Raw genomic sequence first — 21691 nt, 5'->3', positions numbered from 1 at the left:
CTGGCTAAACAGTGATTTTTATGCCTCAACAAAGAGATAAACATGACACAATAAGAAGTTATGAAGGGAATTATTCTTGCCGGCGGTACCGGAAGCCGTTTGCACCCTATCACTCAGGGTATTAGCAAGCAGCTCACTCCGGTCTATGACAAGCCGATGATTTACTACCCGCTGTCCACTCTCATGCTGGCGGGTATCCGCGATATTTTGATTATTACCACTCCTGCCGACCAGGAGCAGTTCCAGCGACTGCTCGGTGACGGCTCCCGTTTCGGTATTAATCTCGAATACAAGGTGCAGCCTTCCCCGGACGGCCTGGCACAGGCATTTATTCTGGGTGCCGACTTTATTGGCAATGACCCTGTAGCGCTCGTGCTCGGTGACAATATCTTCTACGGTCCCGGCCTGGGTACTCAGCTTGCCACCTACGAGCAGAAGGACGGCGCAACCGTCTTCGCTTACCGGGTTGCTGATCCTCGCGCCTACGGCGTGGTGGAGTTCGACGAGAACTTCAACGCACTGTCCATCGAAGAGAAGCCCGAGAACCCCAAGAGCGACTACGCTATTCCGGGTCTGTACTTCTACGACTCCAAGGTTGTAGAGTATGCACGTCAGATTAAGCCTTCTCCGCGCGGTGAGTTGGAAATCACTGACCTCAACCGCGTCTACCTGGAACAGGGTAAACTGAAGGTTGAGGTTCTGCCTCGCGGTACCGCGTGGCTCGATACCGGAACCTTTGATTCACTCGCTGATGCCACTAACTTCATCCGCACTGTTCAGAGCCGTCAGGGCCTGTCAGTTGGTTGCCCGGAGGAAATTGCGTGGCGCCACGGTTGGCTCTCCGATGAGCAGTTGCGCGACATTGCTACCCCGCTTGTTAAGAGCGGTTACGGTAGCTACCTGCTCGGATTGCTCCGCTAATAAACACCAGGGGATTTTCGTATCCCTTCACCGCCTGCAACAACACTCCACGTTGCAGGTACACTAACTCAAACTTTCTGGAGTATTCTCACTACCATGACCATTTTGGAATTTTTCCGCACCACGAGGGCTAACCTCTGGCTGCTGATTATTGGCATCGTTGTCGGTGCCGCAGCGGGCTTCGGCTATGCCTCTCTCCAGCCGAGGGTCTACGCTGCTTCGTCCTCGGGCTACGTGACCGTGGGCGAGTCCGGTACGGTGGATGTTCTCTCCGGCTCTACAGCCGCTAAGGAGCGCGCTCGTTCCTACGCTGCTATCGTCTCCTCTGAGGCCGTGGCACAGAAGATTAAGCAGAACAACCCCGAACTCTCCATGACTACCGGGCAGATTCGTGCAAGCCTCACTGCAACTGCGGGTGATAACGCCGCGCTGATTACCGTGAGCGCGCAGGCTTCTTCCCCGAAGAACGCACAGTTGCTCGCTAACGGTGCGTTGCAGGCTACCGCCGACTACATCAAGGAGATTGAGCAGAACCCCGGTAATGCTCAGGCTCTGGTAAACGGCGAAAACACCGGTGCATCCCCGACTGGCGGCAACACCGTTCGCGTGATTCCGCTGAATAACGCAAGCGTGAACCCGCCGCTGGTAGCTCCGAATTACCAGCAGAACACTCTTATCGGTGCTGGCACCGGTTTGGTTCTGGTCTACGCTGCAATCTTCCTGCGCCGCGCACTGGATCAGCGCATCCGCACTCGTGACGATGCTACCAAGGCAACCGGCGCGAGCATCCTGGGTGTTCTGCCCGTCAGTGACGACCTGAACGAAGAAAACATCGTTAACGGCAACACCGACGACCACATCGCACAGGAATCCATTCGTCAGTTGCGCACCAACCTGCGCTTCGTGAACGTTGACACTCCCCCGCGTTCGTTCATCGTCACCTCCGCAGTGCCCGGTGAAGGTAAGTCTACCGTGTCGCTGTCGCTGGCTCGCGCAATGGCTGATGCGGGTTCGCCCGTCATCCTCATTGACGCCGACCTGCGCCGCCCGACCGTGGCTAAGAAGCTGAAGCTCGACGCTAAGGTCGGTCTGACCCAGGTTCTGGCTGGTCAGGTTGAGATTGCTAACGCTGTGCACCAGCTGGGTGATTCGAACCTCTTCGTCCTGCCTGCAGGCCGTATCCCCCCGAACCCCTCCGAACTTCTGGGTTCGGATAAGATGCGCCAGCTGATTAACGAGCTCTCCGAAGAGTTCATCGTGGTCGTTGACGTTCCGCCGCTGTTGCCCGTGACCGACGCTTCGCTGCTCTCCCACTCCGTGGATGGCGTGATTCTCGTTGGTTCTATCGGCCGAAGCCACCGTGAGCAGATGACCGAGGCTGCCAACATCCTGAAGAAGGTCAACGCTAACCTCCTCGGTATGGTTCTGAACCGTGCACCCCGTAAGGGTCTGGGTAACTCCTACTACGGCTTCGGCTACGCAAGCGCCTACGTTGGTTATGCAACCTACTACGGTTACGGCAAGGACGGCGACAAGAAGTCGTCAAAGAAGTCCTCGGCTAAGAAGTAATAACGTAATAAGCGCCCTAAATTATAGGGAGCGACTTAGGGCGGGATGGGCAGTATTTTCTGTCTGTCCCGCCTTATACTTATCTGGTATACATGTGCACCGAAAGGCTATTGTGACCACTCACTCATCCAATACCCCGGAGCCGCAGACTACTCCGCTCGCGGCACGGATTCGGCTTGCGCACGCCTACTTCCAGCGAATTGCCGACATGCACTCCATCGATATTCTGCATGTCAAAGGCTACGCTTTCTCCCAGGAAATTTACCGCAAGGGCAGGTACAGCTCCGACGCTGACCTGCTCGTCCGTCCCTCTCACGTGGACCGCTTTGTAGAGATCCTTCTGGCAGATGGATGGCGTATCCAAGCCCACTTCGAAACAGGTTCCGTGTTCGAGCACGCGATGACGCTCTACCACGCTTCATGGGGCCTGACTGATATTCATCGTTTCTTCCCCGGTCTAGGACGCCACGGCGATTATGAGAAGGCGTTTGACCGCGTCTGGGCGGCACGCAAGACCCGTATGATTGCTCACCGTCCCTGCACTGTCCCCAGCGATCTGGACGCGCGTCTTCTCGTGGTGCTTCACCGCGCCCGCGCAGCATCACGCTACAGTGCAGATATTAACTACCTGGTCTCTCTGCTCTCCTACAGCGATTGGCAGCGCCTACAAGCCCGCGCCGAGGAGCTTGACTCGTCCCTGGCATATAGCGCGGCTATGGGCGGTCTGGAGCAGTACCGTGACGACCGCGACTACCTACTGTGGCTGTCGGTCTCCCAGGATGTGCCCCACTACATCCAGTGGATCGGACGTCTGCAGTCGGCGACGACCCTGCACGATAAGCTACGCACCCTCAAAAATATTTTCTTTGTGAATAAGGACCATTTGGCGATGCAGCTGGGACGCACCCCCACTAAGGCAGAGATACGTGCAAAGTTCTTTGATCGTTTCGGAATCAAGGTGAAAAAATGAGCAATCCGGTAGATTCCCGTCAGACCGTATACGGCATCCCCGAGAACATCGCGTATGTTCATTCTGAAGAGTTCGCTAAGTACTCCCCCACGGCAACTTATCTCGCGAATCTTGCCAACGGTGAGCTGTCTGTTCTTCAGGATTCTGCCTCCATTATTTGGAGTATTTTTGAGGACCCGATGTCTCTGCAGGATGCTATCGACGAGCTCTGCGAAATGTATGAACAGCCCATAGAGACCATGGGACCGCAGATTGAGGGTTTCATTCCCGAGCTACTCTCCAAGGGGCTCCTAGAGGCCCGCTAAGGCCTCCAGAAGGCGCAAAGAAGGCGGGGCGGTAGAAAAAAACCTTAGTTTCTACCGCCCCGCCTTCTTCTATGAGCCGTTGAGCTCTTTTAGTCTTCAGGCAGAGCCTGCACGTACATCTTCAGGCGGCTGATGAAACGAGCCTCCGAGAAGCCATCAACGTGCTCACGGATGTAGTCGGCATCCCAGTCATCCGGATTGAAAGCCTTGAGGGCTTCCACCAGCTGTTCCACAGTCGGCTGGTTGATGAACATGCCGGTCTTACCTTCCTGAATGGTATCCAGGAAGCCACCCGCACGGTAGGCAATCACGGCCTTGCCGCTAGCGCCCGCCTCCAGCGGGGTAATACCGAAGTCCTCATAAGAGATAGCCAGCAGCGCCAAGCAGTGACGGTACGCGTAACGAAGCTGCGCATCCGAGACACCCGAAGCAATACGAACAGTCGGGCCAGCAAGGGCCTCCAGGCGTTCCTTCTCCGGGCCGCGACCAATCACCAGCAGCTTCTTACCCAACTCATTACACGCCTCAACAGCCTTATCAACATTCTTGTAGGGCAGCAGACGCGAAACAATCAGGAAGTAATCGTCCGATTCGGTAAACTCTTCCAGACCCGGAATAGGCTCAACCGGTGCGGTGGCGTCTACCGAGTGCGGCGGGAAGAAAATCGGAACGTCCTTCTTACCGTAGACGTTCTCAATACGCTTCTTAATCACGCTCGCATTCGCCACGTACACCGCCGAACAGTGAGCCGCCCAGTGATCCCACAGCATCAGTGCAGGACGCAGAGTCTTCAGCAGCAACGGCACGGGACCGGTGCTCTTCTCACCCAGGTACTGATCGCTCAGGTACAGCCAACGCGCCGGCGAATGGCAGTAAATGAACTTACGACCAGCAAAGTTGAAGCCGTGCGCCCAGCCGGTCGTCGACACCACAGCACGCTCAGCCGGCACCTTCAAGAGAGAAGAAGCAAACGGCAGAATCGGCAGAGCCATACGGTGGTTACGACGCAGGTAGCCAATCTTGTTCAGCGGACTCGTGATAATCTTCGCGTCCTTGAACTCGGGGAAGGTGCCCTCCGGGTCGTACAGAGTCGTGTAAATCGGTGCATCCGGGAACGCACGGTGCATTGCCAGCACAACACGCTCCGCACCGCCGCGCTGAGTCAGGTAGTCGTGGGCAATTGCAATCTCTTCAGTAGCCTCAGGCTTCACCAGCGGCACGTAACGACGCACCAGGCGGCCAAGCTTCTTGAGGCTCTTCGGGATATCCGCAAGCACCGCGTCAGGGTTCTTCGGCCCGGTAAACGGAGCGGAGGTCAAGAGCTGAGTGAGTGACATTTTCTTTTCCTCCTAGAAAACTTTCTGAGCTCGCTCAGGATAGTGAATACCGGCGTAAGATGCAGCCTCAACCTGCAAAGCCACAAGCTTCTCAGCCGCCTTAGCCGGCAGCTTGAGCAGAATCTTATCGCTCGCATCCCCCAGAGCCTTGATGGTCTTCTCGGTGGTGAAACGAGCGAGGGTCTTGACCAAGAAACCCCAGGGACCGGTCGGGTTCGGGGCAGGGTGCGCCGCATCGCCGTGCTTACGCACGAAGATGGTGCGAGCAGAACCCGAGTGTAGGGCACGCAGGGCACGCACCGCAGTGGTGGTAGCCTCAGCATAGTGCTTGACCTCAACCTCATCAGAGATGATGATGCGGCCACCAGCGTCATGGACCATTTTGCCCATGTCTACGTCTTCCCACCCGTAGAGGCGGTACGCAGGGTCGTATCCGCCAGTACGGTCAAAGTACTCCGCAGAGATAGAAGAGTTGCCGTTCCAGTACAGCCAACGGCCTTCTTCAGCTACGCTGAGGGCTCCCTCCTTGAATCGGGCATCGCGGAAGTTACCGTACACACGAGAATAGGGAGTGTCCGGGTACACGTTCTTCAAGGTACCAATCACACCGTCATAATCACGGTGCAGGCGAATCTGCGCCTCGACATAGTCAGCAGCAGGCTCAAGATCGTCATCACAACGGATGAGGATATCCGCATCAGCCGCACGGTGACCAGCGTTCAGCGCTGCCACACGACCGCGGTTCTCCTCGAAAACAATCTTGGTCAGGTTCAGCTTGCCTTCCGCAATGTAGCGGTCAAGCACAGCTTCGCTGTTGTCAATATCGCCGTCGAGGACCACGATAACCTGGAAGTCCTTCTCGGTCTGGGCGGCAAGCGCATCCAGCGGGTAGTGCAGAATATCTGCACCACCGCGAGAGGGAATGATAACCGCAGCCTTGTAGCGGTGGGTAGTCGTCATAATTTTCCTTCGGGGTTTGAGTGAGAGGATATCCGTTGGGAATGATCTATAGGTTTAGAAGCACCTTAGCGGATAAAACGTTCCAGGATCTCACCGACACGGACCTGACCAGCCTCAGGCGAATAGTTCTCCTGCCAACGCCAGAACAGCTCGGAGGTTCGCTCCGCCAGGGCATCCGTATCTTCTCGAAGCTCAGTACCCAGGCTCTTAATGGCCTGTGCAAGAGCTACCGGCTGATCAGCAGGCACAACGTACGGGTACGACGCGCCGCCCAGCACCTCCGACAGAGCACCAGCATCACTGACAACCACAGGGACGCGCGCGCTCATCGCTTCAGCGACCACCAAGCCAAAGGACTCAGGGGCAATCGAAGGTACAACAAGCATGTCAATGTCACCGAAAAGACGGTCTGGGGTAGTCCAGCCCAAACGCGTGCTGAACGTAGCAACACGGGCTAGGGCGTCCTCAACCTCAGCACGTTCTTCATCAGTTGCGAAGACAGGCTCGCCACCAATCACCAGGTCGTATTCAATGCCGTTAGCGTTCAAGGAGCTCATCGCCTGGCACAGGGTTGCAATACCCTTGGACGGGGTCAAACGTCCCAGGTAACCGATACGGAGGCGTCGCTCCCCCACCCGGTGATCCAGCTCAGTGGACACACCACTGACCCAGTTCGCGAACAGCTCGCTACCGGGGCAGGCACGAGCCACATAGCGGCTAGGCACCAGGGTGACAGACGCCTTATGGCGGGCAAAGGGTACGAGCTTCGCGTTCACACCGGTAGGCAGCTGGTGCAGGTGCACGATGCGGTTCTTACGGCCGCCCGTTGCCGCTGCGGGAACCAGACCATTGCACCACAACAGAACGTCCTTATGGCGAGCGTGCCAGCTACGCAGAGCCACCATGTACTGTGCGCGGTTCTTAGCCGGCAAGACAATGCGGGGGAACCCCTCATCCGCAGCAGCTTCTACAAGCTGCTTCGGCTCGGAAGGACCCACAATAGTGACCTTGTAGCCAAGGCTACGGGCTGCGCGAGCAATATTCAGGAGCATGACCTCGCCGCCGCCTATGTCACCGTTATTGGTAGCTATATAAAGCTCTTTCATCGTTATATTTTCCTTGCCCGCTGGCGGATAGAACTGACGTCAAACGATTTAGAAGTAGTCGGCTTCTTAGGCGTTTCTTGGGGGGGTACAGAGACAGGAGCTTCTTGCTCGATGAGCTTGCCGTTCTGCGGCTCAGGTTTTTCATCACTGCTCTGCACCTTCTGCATAGCACCTGGTTCATGATGACCGCTATCCGAAGCGTCCAGATCCTTATCCGGGTTCAGGTACAGCAGTGCAAGACCCACCACGATAGCCCACGGCACAGTCAGAATCACCTCACCAAGACGCTGGGAGGTAATAATGATAATCACCATTGCGGCTTCGGCAATAACAATGCGCTGAGCACGCGGCTGCTTCCAGATGAATGCGGCAGAAATCATCAAGGATACAATCACAATCATATAGAGCCATCCAGCCTCCTGGACCAGCGTCATATATGAGTTATGGAAGTAAAAGTATCGATCTTGTAGTGGAACCTGTGCAGTACCCAGACCGCCGCCGTACCACGGAACCACATCAATCATGCGGTACATTCCTTCATCAATTCGCTGACGCAATAGGTCACTACCGAGTCGATCCGCGAAAGCACCAGCACGCGCGAAATTATCTTCCAGGTAGTTCACGCCTAGATAAAACAGATACGCCAGAACAGCTTTGCCGAAGAGATTCAGACGGTAGGAGAAGTACAGCCACAGGACGGCGAATGCATACGCAGCCAATGAAGTACGAGAACCAGTCAACCACAACATGCCCGCAGTAATAGCGATAGCGACAAGGCGGTGACTTGTCTTTCTGACCATGGCGACAAAGAGGAAACCGAAAAGCGCATAGTACAGACCCGATTGGTTCTTATCATTGAGCCAACCGGTCAACGTACCGCCATAGTTATCAGGTGCTATACCCGCATAGAAGCCAATGACGTTGACCAAGAGGCCAAAGGCCACACCAAACAGTAGAGAACGGATATCAATCTTCTTCTGCGCAATCTGCAGAGCAAGCAGTACCACAACCGCCATACGCACAGCACGACGAATCGCATACTCAACAGGGAAGCTATTGAACGTCAAAGTCTCGAATAGTGCCCAACCAATGGCTAGCAGAAGAATCGTAAAGAATAGCCCGTTGTAGGTGTTCTCGATTTTGGCAGGCTTAGTCAAGTTGTAGAGTACAAGCACCATCACCACGACAGTTCCCACCGGCATAGCAAAAAACGCTGTTGTAATACCAATAAAAATCAGGCCAAACCCTGCCCAGAAGTCGAGCATTGACAGTTTCGAAACACTACTAGCAAGGTATTTCGCTTCAGTCTTCGTAGCCTGTCCAAAACGAGTAGCATTGCTCGAAGAGGTACCTGCGGAAGCTGGGTACTTAGTTCCAGATGCAGGTTGAGAGTGAGCTGCAGTCATTTCTTCTCCAAAGTACGAGCGTATATCTCAGTAGTTTGAGCAGCCATCTGCTCATTCGAGATCCAGGTGAAAGGCTCAGACTCGCCCTTCAGCAGCTGCTGGCGCATAGCCTGCAGAACATCCTGAGTCAGGGTTGCACTCTGGCGGTCCACCAGCTCGTCGGCACCCAGAATCTCCGGGTTGCCGCCCACAGCGGTAGCGACCGTCTTCAGGCCGGCTGCCTTAGCATCCAGCAGAGTGTAGGAGCAGTTCTCCCACACCGACAGCTGAACAATCATGTCGCTACGGCCCATCGCCTCAATCGGGTTAACGAAACCGCTGAAGGTCACCGAATCACCCAGGTTCAGACGCTGCGCCTGAGCCTGCAACTCGGACGCCAAATCGCCAGAGCCCGCAATCTCAAGATGAGCCTGCGGGTAATCAGCACGAAGCTGCGCAAAAGCATCCAGCAACACGTCAATACCCTTCTCAGGGGACAGACGAGACAGCGAAAGAATACGCGGACCGCCCTCGGCAGGTACACGCTGCTGCTCAACAGCCGCGCGCACCTCAGGGATATCCACGCCGTTGTACACCAGCTCCACGCCGCGAGCGCCCCACTTGGCACGCATCTGATCAGCGGTGGAACGGGAAACAGCAATCGCCTGGTCGGTGCCCCACAGGCGCACACGGTGTACGGTTTCCATGAGCTTAGAACGCCAGGAGCTGCCGTGGTACACCGAATCATTACCGGCGATACCGTGTTCAGTGGTCAGAAGCTTCGGCACGCAGGTGCCGCGCTTGATAACGCTACGGATGCGTAGCGCGTTGACTACAGCGGTCGCTACAACGTCCGCATACGCCAGGTGGCTGTGCACAATATCCGGGCGAAGCTGCTCAACAGCCTTCTGCAGAGAAACAAAGGAAGTCTTAAAACCGTAGTCGGGGCCGAACTCAGCCTTGATGACGGTGACGCCCAGTTCCTCAAGGCGGCTCGTGAGCTTACCTTCGGGTGCGAGAACCACCAGGTTAAAGCCGGGGAGCCCGGCACGTGCCATATCGACAACGTGCCGAGCTACTCCACCAAAATCGGGAACCGGAACGACCCAAAGAGCCGTTGGTGTAGAGGTCATGCCTTAGTCAACTTTCGAGTGAGGAAAGAACGGAAGGATGCAGAAACCTTAGTTTCAATGGAAATATGCACCAGGTAGGCGAAGCAAATCACCAAAACCAATGCAATAATACGTGCTCCCCAGGGGCCAGCCACCGGGTAGAACATATCAACAAGCATATAACCGACCATAGCGTGGCCCAAGTACAGGGGGTAGGAAATACGCCCCAAGAAATTCAGCGGACCCTTCGAAAGTACCGGAACGTTCTTCAGGTATACAACGATGAAGAACACCAGACTAATCAGTGCCACACCGATTCCATGAGCAAGATCATGCATCAGTGCTGCGTTGAGGGAAGCCAGAATCGCAAAGTACGGAATATGCCAGGTGAACTTCCGATCATGGCTGTACATGAAGAACACCATGCCCAGGCTAAAGAGCGAGGAGTGCTCCGCAACAGCAGCCCACACAATCATCTTCGGTGCTCCACCGAGAGAAGCCTCCGGGTGGAAGAGCAAACACAGAACCGTACCGATAACCGACCAGGTGAGCAGAATCGTAGTCAGTTCCCTACGGTAGATCTTTCCCTTCCGGATAATCAGGTACAGGGCAACCATCACGTAGAACTGCAGCTCCACTGCCAGGGTCCAGTACACCTGATCCACGTTATCCACACGCAGGAAGCGTTGCAGCATCGTCGTGTTAATCAGGGTCTGCGGAATCGTAATATGGCGTCCGGGGTTTCCGTAGATGAAATACACCAGAGCCGATACAGCCAGCGCGAACCAATAGGTCGGGTAAATACGAGAAAAACGCGAAATAGCGAACTTCAGCGCAGACCCGCTCTTGATGGCACTGAGCAGAATTACGAAACCAGAAATGATGAAGAAGAGCTGAACACCCAACTCGCCCAGAGGAATGTCATAGGGCGAAGGAGCAGTCCGCGGATAGTTCTCCGTAGCAGGAACACCCAGGTGATAAATCACCACAGTAATAGCAGCCAGGCCACGGAACCCGTCCAGCTCCCGGAAACGCCCGGGAGTGATGAAGTCCTGATCTAGAACTTCACCCTCCCGAGCTTTTACGGTCTGAGACTTGGCCATAGACGCCGGTCCTACAGCCACTTCTCGAGGCGGTCCAGTGCGGTGAAGAAGCCCTCACCGTTGTTGATGTGGCCCTGCCAGATTTCGGGAATGAAGGAAGCCTTCGGTGCCAGCTCACGCAACTGCTTGCCCAGGGATGCCCAGTCGACATCGCCTTCGCCAACCTGAACGCCCTCACCGTCAACACCGGTGCCGTCCACCAGGTGCAGGTGGATGGACAGCGGTGCCAGCTGCTCAACAGCCTCCGACAGCGGAATGTTCAGGAAGTTGCAGGCAAGCATGGTGTGGGAGATGTCCAGGCAGAGCGCGGTGTCGAATGCACGCGAGAACTCCGCGGTGTCCTTCGGATCCAGGAACAGGTTGTGGTACTGCTGACCACCCATCAGCCAGGGGTACGGAGGCAGAGTCTGAGCAGCCAGGCGAACGCCAGATGCGTCCAGACGCTTCAGAGCCTCACCGATACGCTCGTACTTCTCAGCACGTGCAGCAACGGGGATATGCTTGTCCTTGGTAAAGCCACCCATGGTCACAACCATGACCGGGTCCTCATCCACAGTGAAGTAGCGGGTCAGGTCACGGGTGATGTCAATGGTGCGCTGAACTTCAGCGATGGAGCGCTCCCACACCTCGGGGTCCTTGGACGCGAGGTCCACCAGGAAGTCGCCTGCGAACAGGTCGGGCAGGTGGGTGGTGAAGCCCATGTCCAGCTTGGAGTCAAAGACGTCGTCGATGTTAATCTCGAGGTCCTTGTAGGAGAAGTGGAACTCCAAGAAGTCCGGCTTCGCCTCTTCGATCAGCGGCTTGTAGTCGTGGTAGCGAACCGGCAGACCCCAGGGGCGGTCGAACTTGAAGTCGCGGCGGGTCACCAGATCGTCCTTCAGGTCACCCTCGAAGAAGAACGAGCCTTCTTCAACATCGCGCTGCATGGTACGGCCGACCAGCTGCGGCAGGTGGTTCGGCTGCAGACCGCGACCGGGGGACTTCACAGCAACGTCAGCCTCAGTCACAACCTCGCCCTTAGCGATGTGGCGGGTAGCAACCAGGGACTTTGCCAGGTTCACACGGTTCATCAGCTCACCGGTGGACACCTCGCGAGGAGCAGCAGAGCCAATAGCCGCCTCAACCTCACGGATCTGCTGAACCATTGCCTTGAATTCCTCAGGCAGCAGGGAGACGGTGTGGTCGTTACCCTCGAGGGTCTTGTCGGTGGTGAAGTGCTTCTCAATAATCTTCGCGCCGCGAGCAACAGCAGCAATCGGCACGTGGTAGCCACGCTCGTGACCGGAGTAGCCGACCAGGCACTGACCAATCTCAGCCAGGCGGTCCATATACGCCAGGTTGACGTCCTTGAAGGGTGCCGGGTATGCGGACTGGCACTGCAGCAGAGCGTAGGACGCGCCAGCGTTACGCAGCAGGGCAACCGACTCGCGGATTTCCTCTTCGCGGCTCATACCGGTGGAAACCAGCATGGGCAGGCCGCGGGAAGCCACGTCGCGCAGCAGCTCGTGGTTGGTCAGGTCAGCAGAAGCAATCTTCATGCCCTGGATGCCGTAGTCAACCAGCGCCTGAACGGAGGGTGCGTCCCAGGGGGTGCACATGATGTCCATGTCGTGCTGCTTGACGTGGTCGAAGACCTCGTACATCTGGTCAACGGTCAGGGAGAAGCGAGAGAGCAGGTCCAGGGTGTACTGAACGCCCAGGTCCTCACCTGCGGTTGCTGCGCCGCGCTGGCGGTACAGAGCGTCCATGTCGCGCAGCTGGAACTTCACAGCGTCCGCGCCGGACTCAACAGCCAGGTCCACCAGTTCCTTAGCGAAGTCAACGCTACCCTGGTGGTTGTTACCAATCTCAGCAATGATGAAGGAGGGGGAATCCTCGCTGATGGTGTGCTTACCGATGCGCAGGACGTCCTGCTCATCCATCGCCAGTGCCACAAGGTGACCGCGCTCGTCGGTCAGCGGCACGTGGTTGATGCCCTTCGCGAAGTATGCGCGCAGGGTCTCGGGATCAGCATCAGCCGGTGCGGTCTGCGGGTTGGTGTTCGCAGCGTCCAGGGCGCTGGTCTCCAGGGATGCGGTCGGGTTAGCAATCAGCCAACGACGGAAGTCACCGTCAGAGAGCGAACCGCGCAGAATACCGGACTCATTCACCAGGAAGATGATGCGCTGGCCGTTAGCAGAAATCTTCTGCAGGGCGTTGAGAATCGGGTCTTCAGCGAAGACCACGTAGGGGGCAATATTGCGTTCAATAATCACGATTTTGACCTTTTCGTTTGAGCGTTTAGTTGAATGCCTGAGTGCTGGTCAAGCCGGAAGCGGCAGAAGAGGTACTGCCGCGGGTGAAGGTTACTTGCCTTCGGACAGGATCTGAGTGAGCTGGTGCTCTGCCACGGAGAAGTCAATCGGTGCGTCAATATCGACACCCTCGACCTCGTCCAGCATGAACAAATCAATGGTACCGCCGGGGTAGCCCGCCAGGCGGTTGTGGTGGTCCATGTACACGTGGGTCTTGGTGATGTACATCGAACCGTTCTCACGGTAGCGGAAGGTTTCCTTGGTCAGCTCCTGGCGGCGCGGGCGAGCCATAATCTCGAACGCCGCGGTGGGCTCACCGTCAGCGTGCCAGGTCCAGATGAACGGACCAATCGGAATCACACCGACCATGGAGTCCTTACCGTTCTCCGCGAACTGGCGGACCGCACGAGCCAGAGTACCGGGCAGACGCACCGGGCTGGTTGCCTGCAGCAGCATGACAGCCTCGGGTTCCCAACCGTTTTCGGTGTAGAACTCGATGGCGTGCTCGATGACCGGCTCGGTTGCAGTGGTGTCTTCAGCCAGGTGTGCCGGACGAATGAACGGTACCTCAGCACCGTACTCGCGGGCGATATCAGCCAGCTCAGCATCGTCGGTGGAGACGACAACACGCAGCTCGTGCTCGCCGGCTACTTCTTCCTTAGCAGCCAGTGCCTGCTCGATGGTCCATGCGACCAGCGGCTTACCCGCGATGGGGCGCAGGTTCTTACGCGGAATGCCCTTTGAGCCACCGCGCACGGGGATGACGCAGAGAATACGCATTATGCCTCCAAAATTTCAATCATGAGTTCAGCGATACGCTGTGCCGGTTCCTTCTTCGGCTGAACCGGTGCCGGGGTCGGTTCCTGACCCCACTGGTTCATGCCGTAGCGGTCCCAGAATTCCACGAGCCATGCCGGCGGTGCCGGGTGGTAAACCCACGCCGGGATACCGCGGATCGCAGCCTCCAAAACACCGGTAGAGAAGATGGACACCACCGGGTTTGGCACTTCGTTCAGCGGAGTGCCGGAGCGGTCAATGCGGATGCCTTCCTTCTCCCACAGCTTGTGGGTCAGCACCGACAGCTTGTCCTTCTCGCTCGGGTGCGGGCGGTAGGTTCCACCAAACTTCTTCAAGAAAGAGTGGGAAGCGTACGCGAAGGATGCGCGCGGCAGTTCCGCACCGTGCATCTGTCCTAGGAAGATCGGTTCCAGGTCGTTCTGTTTCTGCGCCTCAGCACCGGCTGCCTTCTGCGCCGCGAGGTAGAGCAGCTGCGAACCCACCGCGTGAGTGGTGACATCGCGGCGGCCTGATGCCCAGAATTCGGCATCAGCTTCGCTGAAAGCCAGCAGGGTACATCCGACCGGTAGCGGCGGTGCCTGAGGCACCAGCAGGCCGTGCTGAACCATCCAGTACTCTGCGCCAATTGCACGAGAGAACTCGTAAGCTACTGCACCGCGGCTGAGGAACTGGGCTGCAGAAAGCACAATGCGAATATCAGGCAGGAGGCGCATCAGCTCGTCACCGGAAATCTCCTGCTCGGTCCAGTCCTTGCGCGAGTAGTGCTCGCTCGCGTACTGTCCGTCCAGGTACTCGCTAGCGTCCTCAGGAACCCACAGAGCCACGTCAACAGCATCTAGATGCTTAAGAGGCTCCAAGATTGCGTTGCGGTTCGTCGGAGAGAACGAATCCATAACGATCAGCACCTGAGGCTTAGTACCGCGAGTGTACAGAAGGCCGTGTACGGGTTCCTCCGCAATGGTTCGGGAACGTGCAGAGTCAAGAAGTGAATTCAGCTTGTACTTAACCCACTTCAGCTTCTTCTGACGCCTCTGCCACGCCTGCCAAGCATCCAAATCTAGAGGGTATTTAAGCATCCTGCTTCTCCCCAGAACGGACTCGAATAACGGTAGCCGGGATGCCCACAGCCACAGCGTTAGCCGGAATGTCGCGGGTGACCACAGCTCCAGCACCAATCACCGCACCATCTCCAATGGTGACACCACCGAGCACGGACACATTCTGACCAAGGAAAACGCGATCGCCAATCACGATGTCGCCTCCGGGCTGCACATCATGCAGAGAGTCCAGAGGGTGCTCGCCAGAATTGACCATCACGTTATCGGCAAAGACACAATCCTTACCAATAGTCACATTCGACAGAGCGTGAATATGGCTACGGTGACCGACATAGGTCCCAGAACCAATACGCAGAATACCTCCGGCTTCAGAAGCGATCCAGGCATCCTCGTAAATTGCGATCTGGTCACCAAGGTAGATGTTCTCTACACCGACCATACGCAGAGGGCGGACAAGAACAGTCCCCGAACCGAAAGAGCCGAACGCCCGCGAGTACAGGGTCTTGCCCAGCAGGTCTGCCATGTGCCAACGCACGCTCGGCATCTTGGTCACAATCTTAGAAAGGTTTAGGCCCATAGCTGCTCCAAAATCTTTACACGCTGATCGAAGGTGTGCTCAGCCAGAGTACGCTTCTGACCAGCTTCACGAATCTGACGAGCCCACTTCGGCTCACGGAAAATACGGGTACAAATCTCGATGAGCTCATCAATGCTCTCGTAGACCAGAACCTCTTCCCCAGGAATGTAGTAGCGATCCACGTCAGCGCGGTCAATCACCTGCAGAGCGCCCACGCCGGGAGCCTCAAAGGTACGCATGGTGAAACCATCCTGGTTATTGTGGATGTTCAGCGTTGCCGGGGAGGACGCCATAATACCGTACGCCTCGGAGCGGTCAACATCGCGACCTGCGGGCACGCCGGAATCCTTGAACTGCTTAGTGCGCAGAATATCGTAGGGGTGACGCGACCAGGCACGACCGTAAGCACGCACCGGCAGACCGGCTGCGACCAGCGCCTGCAGGGTCTCCTCACGGTTGGGGTACTTAGCACCCACAAAGTTGATGGAGTCCTCGCGCATGGGGACAACCGGGCAATGGGTGTCGTAGGCGTTGGGCATATCGAGCACCTCGAAGCCCTGCTCACGCAGGTGCTGCGCGTCCAGCGGGCTGTAGCTTGCCAGCGAGCCCAGGTGGTGCAGGTCCTCTTCGGTGTAGCTCATGCGGCGCATTTCGTCGTAGAGCCAGGTGCCGTAGCGAACACCGGAGGTCTTCAGCAGGTCCCACCATTCGCGGGAGAGCATATCGCCCTTAATGACCAGCACAATATCGGGGCGGAATTCGTTGAAAGCGTCAATAGCCTTACGGGTAGCCTGCGCTGCGAAGCTTTCGGGGCGGTACTTCTCGGGCAGCTCGTGGGCAAGCTTGTTGAGGATGCGCTCGGGCAGAGTACCCGGCGCATCGTAGATGTGGGTGCGCACTTCGTATCCGTGCACTTCCAGGGATGCCTGAATTGCCTTCCAGTACCCGTGGAATGCGGGCGAGAGCAGTAGAAGTTTGGGCTGAGTCATATGAGGATTGAATCCTGTCGGCGTTTGCTATAAGAACCCGCAGGGTAAAACCGTGCGGTGCTATGTGTTGGAGTGAAGAGGAACGGAAAGTTTCACCTACAACTTGAGGCAAAACATACCTATTGAAATTTTACAACGAAAGCAGGAGACGACACACTCGAGTGCACTGTGTCGCCTCCTACGTTCTATATGCGCCTTCTTACGAAGAGAGCTAGAAATCCTCCGGAATTACTCTTGCAGACTCCGCACGTTTCGTGCCTAGTTCTCGCGGCGCTCTGCCTTGGCAATACGCTCCAGCTCGGTGGCAAGGAAGCCACGAGCGTCCACATCCTTATTGCGCAGGCCGCGCACCGAGTTCACCGCAAAGTTTGCGTAGCTGGTAGCACGCAGAGCAGCAGCGAGCTTCTTCTCCCAGCCCCACTTATCCGCATAAATGAAGCGAGCGGTGGTCAGCCACTGCACACGACGCTCGGAGGGCGAAGATCCGCCACCCTCGTGGGTTACAGTCACCGAAGGAATCAGGTAACGGTCCACACCAGCGTTCGAGAGGCGGTACTGGAAATCCACCTCTTCGCTGTTCATGTAGAAACGCTCATCCATGCCACCGATGCGGTTGAAGGTCGTACGAGGAACAACCATGCATGCACCCATAACCCAGTCGACCTTCGCGTCCGAGGTACCGGTGCATGCTTCAACGTCGTGACCGACGCCGCGGTGCCACCAGTCGGTCGGCTTGAAACGAGCCAGCGGAGTGAACCATTCCCACGCAATATGCGCTGCGGTGGGGAACTTACGTGCGACCCACTGCTGCTTGCCGTCGTGGCCAATAATCTGGGGGCTAGCCAGTACCTCGCCGTGGCGTTCCACGGCTGCGAGCATGCGCGAGACGAAAGTGTTATCCAGCTCCAGGTCGCTGTTGAGGATGAAAACCCATTCACCGGTCGCGGCAGCAACACCGGAGTTCACAGCCTTACCGAAACCACCGTTAACAGGGCGGCGAACCACGGTCACGCCCTCAACCTCGGGGAACGGGATGGGCGAAACATCATCAGAGACAATAATCTCAATGTCTGCGGAGTCAATGCCCTGCTGAGCACGCAGAGTGTCAATAATGGCAAGAACCGGCTCCGGCTCGCCGTAGAAAGGAATAACCGCAGAAACGCGGGGAAGGAAGGTCATGTATTACAATCTTTCTTGAGTGAGAGGGATAATAGAAACCACCGTAGCGGTGGATGCTATCGTCTCTAGGATTATACAACTTCACTACTTTTTCAGCTGCACTTTTCAATCACCTATGCAGTTAACAAATACTCGCCCACTATCAACTCGCTATCTTACACATCCGAAAGGGGACTTTCTCGTGGATTCTGATATCCAACCCATCAATGAATCAGAAAGGGTCGCCGTATACACTGTTCAGCACCCCGCTTTCAAACGTGCTGTCGATACGGCTTACAACTCTATTCGCCATAAGTATCTGGGGAAATATATTAACCTTCTACGCCGCGGCGAAAAATTTATTCTCCTTTCCTACCCCATCTCCCGGGGAGGTAATTGGCTGTATCTATGGGCCCGCGCGGCTACTCTCCGCCATCACGGCACCGACAAAGCATCTTTGCTCTATGGTCCCGGGATGGAGGCATGGACCGAGGAGTTCCCGAAGCTTGCCTCCATTACGGCTTCTTCGTCAGAGTATACGTTCTTTACCCGCCGTAGCGGCTACTTCCCGACGGATATTGAGAAGGATATCAGCGAAGAAGATTTGCACTTTTTTATTCGCGAGTACCTTCTTTCTTCAGAGTCCTTTAGCGAGCGCCTTGCAAGAATGCAGGACATAGTGGATGAAAATTCTCTCGTCATTAACATTCGCCGTGGCGATTACTATTCTGTGCCTCAAATTAATGAGGTTTTCGGAATTGATACGGTGACCTATGTGGAGGAAGCACTGAAGAAACTTCAGGATACCGTAACTCCTTCAAAGATTATTTTTGTATCAGATGATCTTCAGTGGTGCGAGGAAAACCTCTCACACCTGAACTCAGTAGCACCCTGTATCTTTGAAAAGCAGGGTTCCGGTATGTTCGACGATCTGGCCCTTGTGGCCAGCGCCCCTTACCTGATTCTGACCAACACGACTTTCGGTTATTGGGGCGCCTATATCGGTGAGTTGCTGGCCCAAAAGCTCGTCCTTTCCCCTGATATTCATCAAGTTATTTCTGAAGATGCTCGTATCTATCAGAGCCGCCCAAAGATGCACCGTACTCATTGGGTTGCTGTGCATCACCCCGAAGGTAAAAACTGGATTACGGGTGAAATGCTGTGATTAACGCTCTTAAATCCCTCAAGCACCAGCTTTTCGTGCTGAAAATTAATCATGATAAAAAACGCGAAGCCATTGCGCTCCGTGAGAGTACTGAGTTTAAAGAACGTTACGCTTCGCTCGATAAAACATTTACCCACACGGTTCTCCCCTCCGGCCCCTTTATATGGGGCATAACCATGGTGAAGAACGAAGCAGATATCATCGAGCAGACAATCCGACATCTATTCGATCAAGGTGTGGACCATATCTTAGCAGCTGATAATGGCTCTTCAGATGGGACCTATGAGATACTGCTCGAACTCAGCAAGATCCTACCTGTGCACGTTATTCAGGACCGTGAACTAGCCTACTACCAATCAGAGAAAATGACCTGGCTTGCTGACCGGGTGATGGAGGCGGGCGCTGAATGGATTATCCCGTTCGACGCTGATGAATTTTGGTATGGTGTTTCCGCTCCGCTATCGGAAGTCCTACGCTCGCAAAAGGGGCGCACTATCGAACTGACGAAGCTGTACAACGTTTTTCCCAGTATTGAAGGACCTAGTCTCAGGGTTGATCCAACTCCCCACTGGGACCTGAAAGTGTGTTTCTCACGCTGGGAAAATGCCGTTATCAAAATGGGTAACCATGAGGTCATTGCACCGGGTAAGCAGAAGCTTAATGAAGTTGCTATCATCCACTACCCCTGGCGTTCAAAGGAACAATTTGCTCGCAAGCTACGTCAAGGGGCTAAGGCATTGGAAGCCACCGATTTGCCTGAAGATATGGGGTACCACTGGAGACGTAATGGTGATATAACCTTTGAAAGTGCTACCCCCCTGTGGGAAGCACTTTTGCGCGGCGAGGTTGACCATGAGACCATCACTTGGCGTCCAACCGGCCCTCTTACACCTATTGGTTCTTTACCTCAAGAGTTTAAAGAAATCGTTCATTTGCTCAATGAGAAGACGAGCACAGGTATTTAACGCGGATCTTTCCAGACGGTAAAAATACAATATAAAACCAAAAGAAGGGGCTCTCGTTCATGACGAGAGCCCCTTCTTTTTTAGATATGCAAGCTATGAGACTAGTCCGGCAACTGGCCCAGCTTCACCAGGTTAGCGAACTCTGCGTTTGCTCGCTGCACCTCAGCGAAGGTGCCTTGATTAGCAATTCGGCCATTGGAGAGATAAACCAGCTGATCAACATTGCGAACTGTCGATAGACGGTGAGCGACAATAATTACAGTGATATCCTTCGAGATTCGCTCAATGGTCTTCGTAATCTTGTGCTCAGTCTCGTTGTCCAATGCACTGGTCGCTTCGTCCAAGATTAACACGCTCGGGTTACGGTACAGGGCACGGGCGATGCCCATACGCTGCTTCTGGCCGCCCGAAAGACGGGTCGCGTTGTACCCCAGTTTAGTGTCCAGGCCATTTTCCAAGGACTCTACTACCTCAGTCAGCGCAGCAACTTCAAGGCAGTACTTAACACGCTCAACATCAATCTCATGTGGCTCAAGGCCAAAAGCGACTGCTTCAGTTACAGTACAGTCTGCGATAAAAACATCCTGAGGCACATAACCAATTCGCTGATGCCAAGAACGCAAATCCTTTTGAATCGACTCACCATTCTTCAGTACCTGTCCATTGGTCGGAGCAAAGAGGCCCAAGATTAGGTCAATTAGAGTCGTCTTGCCCGATCCGGAGCCACCCACGAAGGCAATTGAGGATCCCATCGGGACATCCAGCGTAATATTGTTAAGAACCGGCTTATCGCCATCAGGGTACTGGAAGCTCAAATTATCAATCTGAATGTCAATCGGTTCAATCGTTTTATTGATGTACTCGTAATCATCCGGAACAACAGGCTTGGAAGCTAGGTTAAACATTCGGGCTTCAGGCGTGAGCTGCTCGATCTCCTTCACAAGTTCGTCGCTGGCATGTTCACCTGCACGAATGTTGCCAAGGGATGCCACCATGCGAGTGTAGTTCGGCAGGATTCGGATACAAGCACCTGCGAAGAGAAGCAGATACCCAGTGCTATCTGCACCCTGAGTTGCGCTCATAAACGCAAGAAGACCCGCAATACCCAAGATAAAAATAATTTCAAGGGTGTACTTCGGAAATTCGGACAGGAAAGCACTACGCATAGAAGCACTTACCGCATCCAGACGCTTTTCCTGGTAACGATACATGTAACGATCAGTCGCGTCATACAGACGAATCTCACGGAAGCTGTCTACCGACTCAATCATCGCAGACCATGCACCCCTAGTCGCATTCAGGACAATAACACCCTGTTCACGGTTCTTACGCTTAAGAACGCTCTGCAGAACGAAGGATGTCAGTCCGAAATAAACCATTGCTATCAATGCTGGAACAGGCATAATAACGAGCAACATGACCATAAGCATTAGAATCGACAGCAATTCACCGACAAATCCCAAAACACCGCCGACATAGGCACCGTATGCTTGGGCGGTAACATCATTCACCGCGTTATAAATTGGGGCTGCGCCACGCTTACGGTGATCCAGATAAGGCTCACGAGTGTACCGATTCAAGAGGGCTACCGACACCGCGCTCTGCTGGGTTGCAAGAAAGCTAAGACTCCAGCGACGGACAACCAGCGAAAAAACGCCTTTAAGTACAAACGCAGCAACAAGAGTCAAACCGAAGATAATAATCAAGGTCGGAGTATCTGGGTTGCCAAAGAAATTAGAAACTTTCAAGATGAAACCCTCACGGGGAGCTCCCATAGCAAGGTTCACCAGGGGAAGCACCAGCGCAACACCAAGCATCTCGAACAGCGATACAAGGAAAAGGCCAATGATATTGACGATGAGGAGCCTAAATTTCTTACCAGGGAAGAAAAGTCGGATCTTAGAGTACATAGTCTTCAC

At 55.2% G+C, this 21691-nt stretch carries 19 protein-coding genes; 6 read left to right on the top strand and 13 right to left on the bottom strand.

The window, feature by feature from the left end:
* Window positions 1-60: 60 nt before the first annotated feature.
* The 4 genes from rfbA to HMPREF2749_RS08110 all read left to right on the top strand — a co-directional run bounded on the left by rfbA (window position 61) and on the right by HMPREF2749_RS08110 (window position 3765).
* Window positions 61-921, top strand: coding sequence for a glucose-1-phosphate thymidylyltransferase RfbA (rfbA, locus tag HMPREF2749_RS08125; RefSeq protein ID WP_012904014.1), 861 nt, complete (start codon window positions 61-63; stop codon window positions 919-921).
* Between the two features lie 96 nt (window positions 922-1017).
* Complete coding sequence (locus tag HMPREF2749_RS08120) at window positions 1018-2490, top strand: tyrosine-protein kinase domain-containing protein (protein WP_012904015.1); 1473 nt, start codon at window positions 1018-1020, stop codon at window positions 2488-2490.
* Window positions 2491-2602: 112 nt separating this feature from the next.
* Window positions 2603-3460, top strand: coding sequence for a nucleotidyltransferase family protein (locus HMPREF2749_RS08115; RefSeq protein ID WP_049352238.1), 858 nt, complete (start codon window positions 2603-2605; stop codon window positions 3458-3460).
* On the top strand, window positions 3457-3765 hold the full coding sequence (locus tag HMPREF2749_RS08110) for a PqqD family protein (protein ID WP_012904017.1): 309 nt from the start codon (window positions 3457-3459) through the stop codon (window positions 3763-3765). Before HMPREF2749_RS08115 ends, HMPREF2749_RS08110 begins: the two co-directional genes overlap by 4 nt.
* 89 nt (window positions 3766-3854) lie before the next feature.
* On the opposite strand, the gene HMPREF2749_RS08105 is transcribed toward HMPREF2749_RS08110, so the two are convergent.
* The 12 genes from HMPREF2749_RS08105 to HMPREF2749_RS08050 form a co-directional block, all read right to left on the bottom strand.
* Window positions 3855-5102 (bottom strand): glycosyltransferase, encoded by a 1248-nt coding sequence (locus HMPREF2749_RS08105; protein WP_070507830.1) that lies wholly within the window; start codon window positions 5100-5102, stop codon window positions 3855-3857.
* Between the two features lie 12 nt (window positions 5103-5114).
* Entirely contained in the window at window positions 5115-6062 is a 948-nt protein-coding gene (locus tag HMPREF2749_RS08100) for a glycosyltransferase family 2 protein (protein WP_070507832.1), read from the bottom strand.
* A 65-nt stretch (window positions 6063-6127) separates the two neighbouring features.
* Entirely contained in the window at window positions 6128-7168 is a 1041-nt protein-coding gene (locus HMPREF2749_RS08095) for a glycosyltransferase family 4 protein (protein WP_049352043.1), read from the bottom strand.
* 2 nt (window positions 7169-7170) lie between these two features.
* Window positions 7171-8574, bottom strand: a complete 1404-nt coding sequence (locus HMPREF2749_RS08090; protein WP_049352044.1) for an O-antigen ligase family protein — start codon at window positions 8572-8574, stop codon at window positions 7171-7173.
* A complete protein-coding gene (locus HMPREF2749_RS08085; RefSeq protein ID WP_049352053.1) occupies window positions 8571-9686 on the bottom strand; it encodes a glycosyltransferase in 1116 nt (371 codons plus the stop codon). The genes HMPREF2749_RS08090 and HMPREF2749_RS08085 overlap by 4 nt, the downstream gene beginning before the upstream one ends.
* Window positions 9683-10768: an acyltransferase family protein gene (locus tag HMPREF2749_RS08080; protein ID WP_049346745.1), complete on the bottom strand. Its 1086-nt coding sequence runs from the start codon at window positions 10766-10768 to the stop codon at window positions 9683-9685. The genes HMPREF2749_RS08085 and HMPREF2749_RS08080 overlap by 4 nt, the downstream gene beginning before the upstream one ends.
* Window positions 10769-10779: 11 nt before the next feature.
* The gene (locus HMPREF2749_RS08075; RefSeq protein ID WP_070594034.1) at window positions 10780-13023 is read right to left on the bottom strand and encodes an N-acetylneuraminate synthase family protein; all 2244 of its coding nucleotides are present in this window, start codon (window positions 13021-13023) and stop codon (window positions 10780-10782) included.
* 90 nt (window positions 13024-13113) lie between these two features.
* On the bottom strand, window positions 13114-13842 hold the full coding sequence (locus HMPREF2749_RS08070; protein ID WP_049346748.1) for an acylneuraminate cytidylyltransferase family protein: 729 nt from the start codon (window positions 13840-13842) through the stop codon (window positions 13114-13116).
* Window positions 13842-14936, bottom strand: coding sequence for an RNA-binding protein (locus HMPREF2749_RS08065; protein WP_070594033.1), 1095 nt, complete (start codon window positions 14934-14936; stop codon window positions 13842-13844). Before HMPREF2749_RS08065 ends, HMPREF2749_RS08070 begins: the two co-directional genes overlap by 1 nt.
* The gene (locus tag HMPREF2749_RS08060) at window positions 14929-15495 is read right to left on the bottom strand and encodes an acyltransferase (RefSeq protein WP_012904026.1); all 567 of its coding nucleotides are present in this window, start codon (window positions 15493-15495) and stop codon (window positions 14929-14931) included. Before HMPREF2749_RS08060 ends, HMPREF2749_RS08065 begins: the two co-directional genes overlap by 8 nt.
* On the bottom strand, window positions 15486-16484 hold the full coding sequence (locus HMPREF2749_RS08055; protein ID WP_049341578.1) for a CgeB family protein: 999 nt from the start codon (window positions 16482-16484) through the stop codon (window positions 15486-15488). Before HMPREF2749_RS08055 ends, HMPREF2749_RS08060 begins: the two co-directional genes overlap by 10 nt.
* A 258-nt stretch (window positions 16485-16742) precedes the next feature.
* Entirely contained in the window at window positions 16743-17663 is a 921-nt protein-coding gene (locus tag HMPREF2749_RS08050) for a glycosyltransferase family 2 protein (RefSeq protein ID WP_070594031.1), read from the bottom strand.
* A 181-nt stretch (window positions 17664-17844) separates the two neighbouring features.
* Here HMPREF2749_RS08050 and HMPREF2749_RS08045 point away from each other — a divergent pair, with 181 nt between their 5' ends.
* On the top strand, window positions 17845-18807 hold the full coding sequence (locus tag HMPREF2749_RS08045) for an alpha-1,2-fucosyltransferase (RefSeq protein WP_070594029.1): 963 nt from the start codon (window positions 17845-17847) through the stop codon (window positions 18805-18807).
* Window positions 18804-19772 (top strand): glycosyltransferase family 2 protein, encoded by a 969-nt coding sequence (locus tag HMPREF2749_RS08040; RefSeq protein WP_070594027.1) that lies wholly within the window; start codon window positions 18804-18806, stop codon window positions 19770-19772. Before HMPREF2749_RS08045 ends, HMPREF2749_RS08040 begins: the two co-directional genes overlap by 4 nt.
* 101 nt (window positions 19773-19873) lie before the next feature.
* On the opposite strand, the gene HMPREF2749_RS08035 is transcribed toward HMPREF2749_RS08040, so the two are convergent.
* The gene (locus HMPREF2749_RS08035; protein WP_246823523.1) at window positions 19874-21682 is read right to left on the bottom strand and encodes an ABC transporter ATP-binding protein; all 1809 of its coding nucleotides are present in this window, start codon (window positions 21680-21682) and stop codon (window positions 19874-19876) included.
* Window positions 21683-21691: the final 9 nt, after the last annotated feature.

The organism is Rothia sp. HMSC075F09 (assembly GCF_001810515.1).
Lineage (GTDB): Bacteria > Actinomycetota > Actinomycetes > Actinomycetales > Micrococcaceae > Rothia.
The sequence above is the reverse complement of the archived record's forward strand: the minus strand, read 5'-3'. Positions and strand labels throughout refer to the sequence as shown.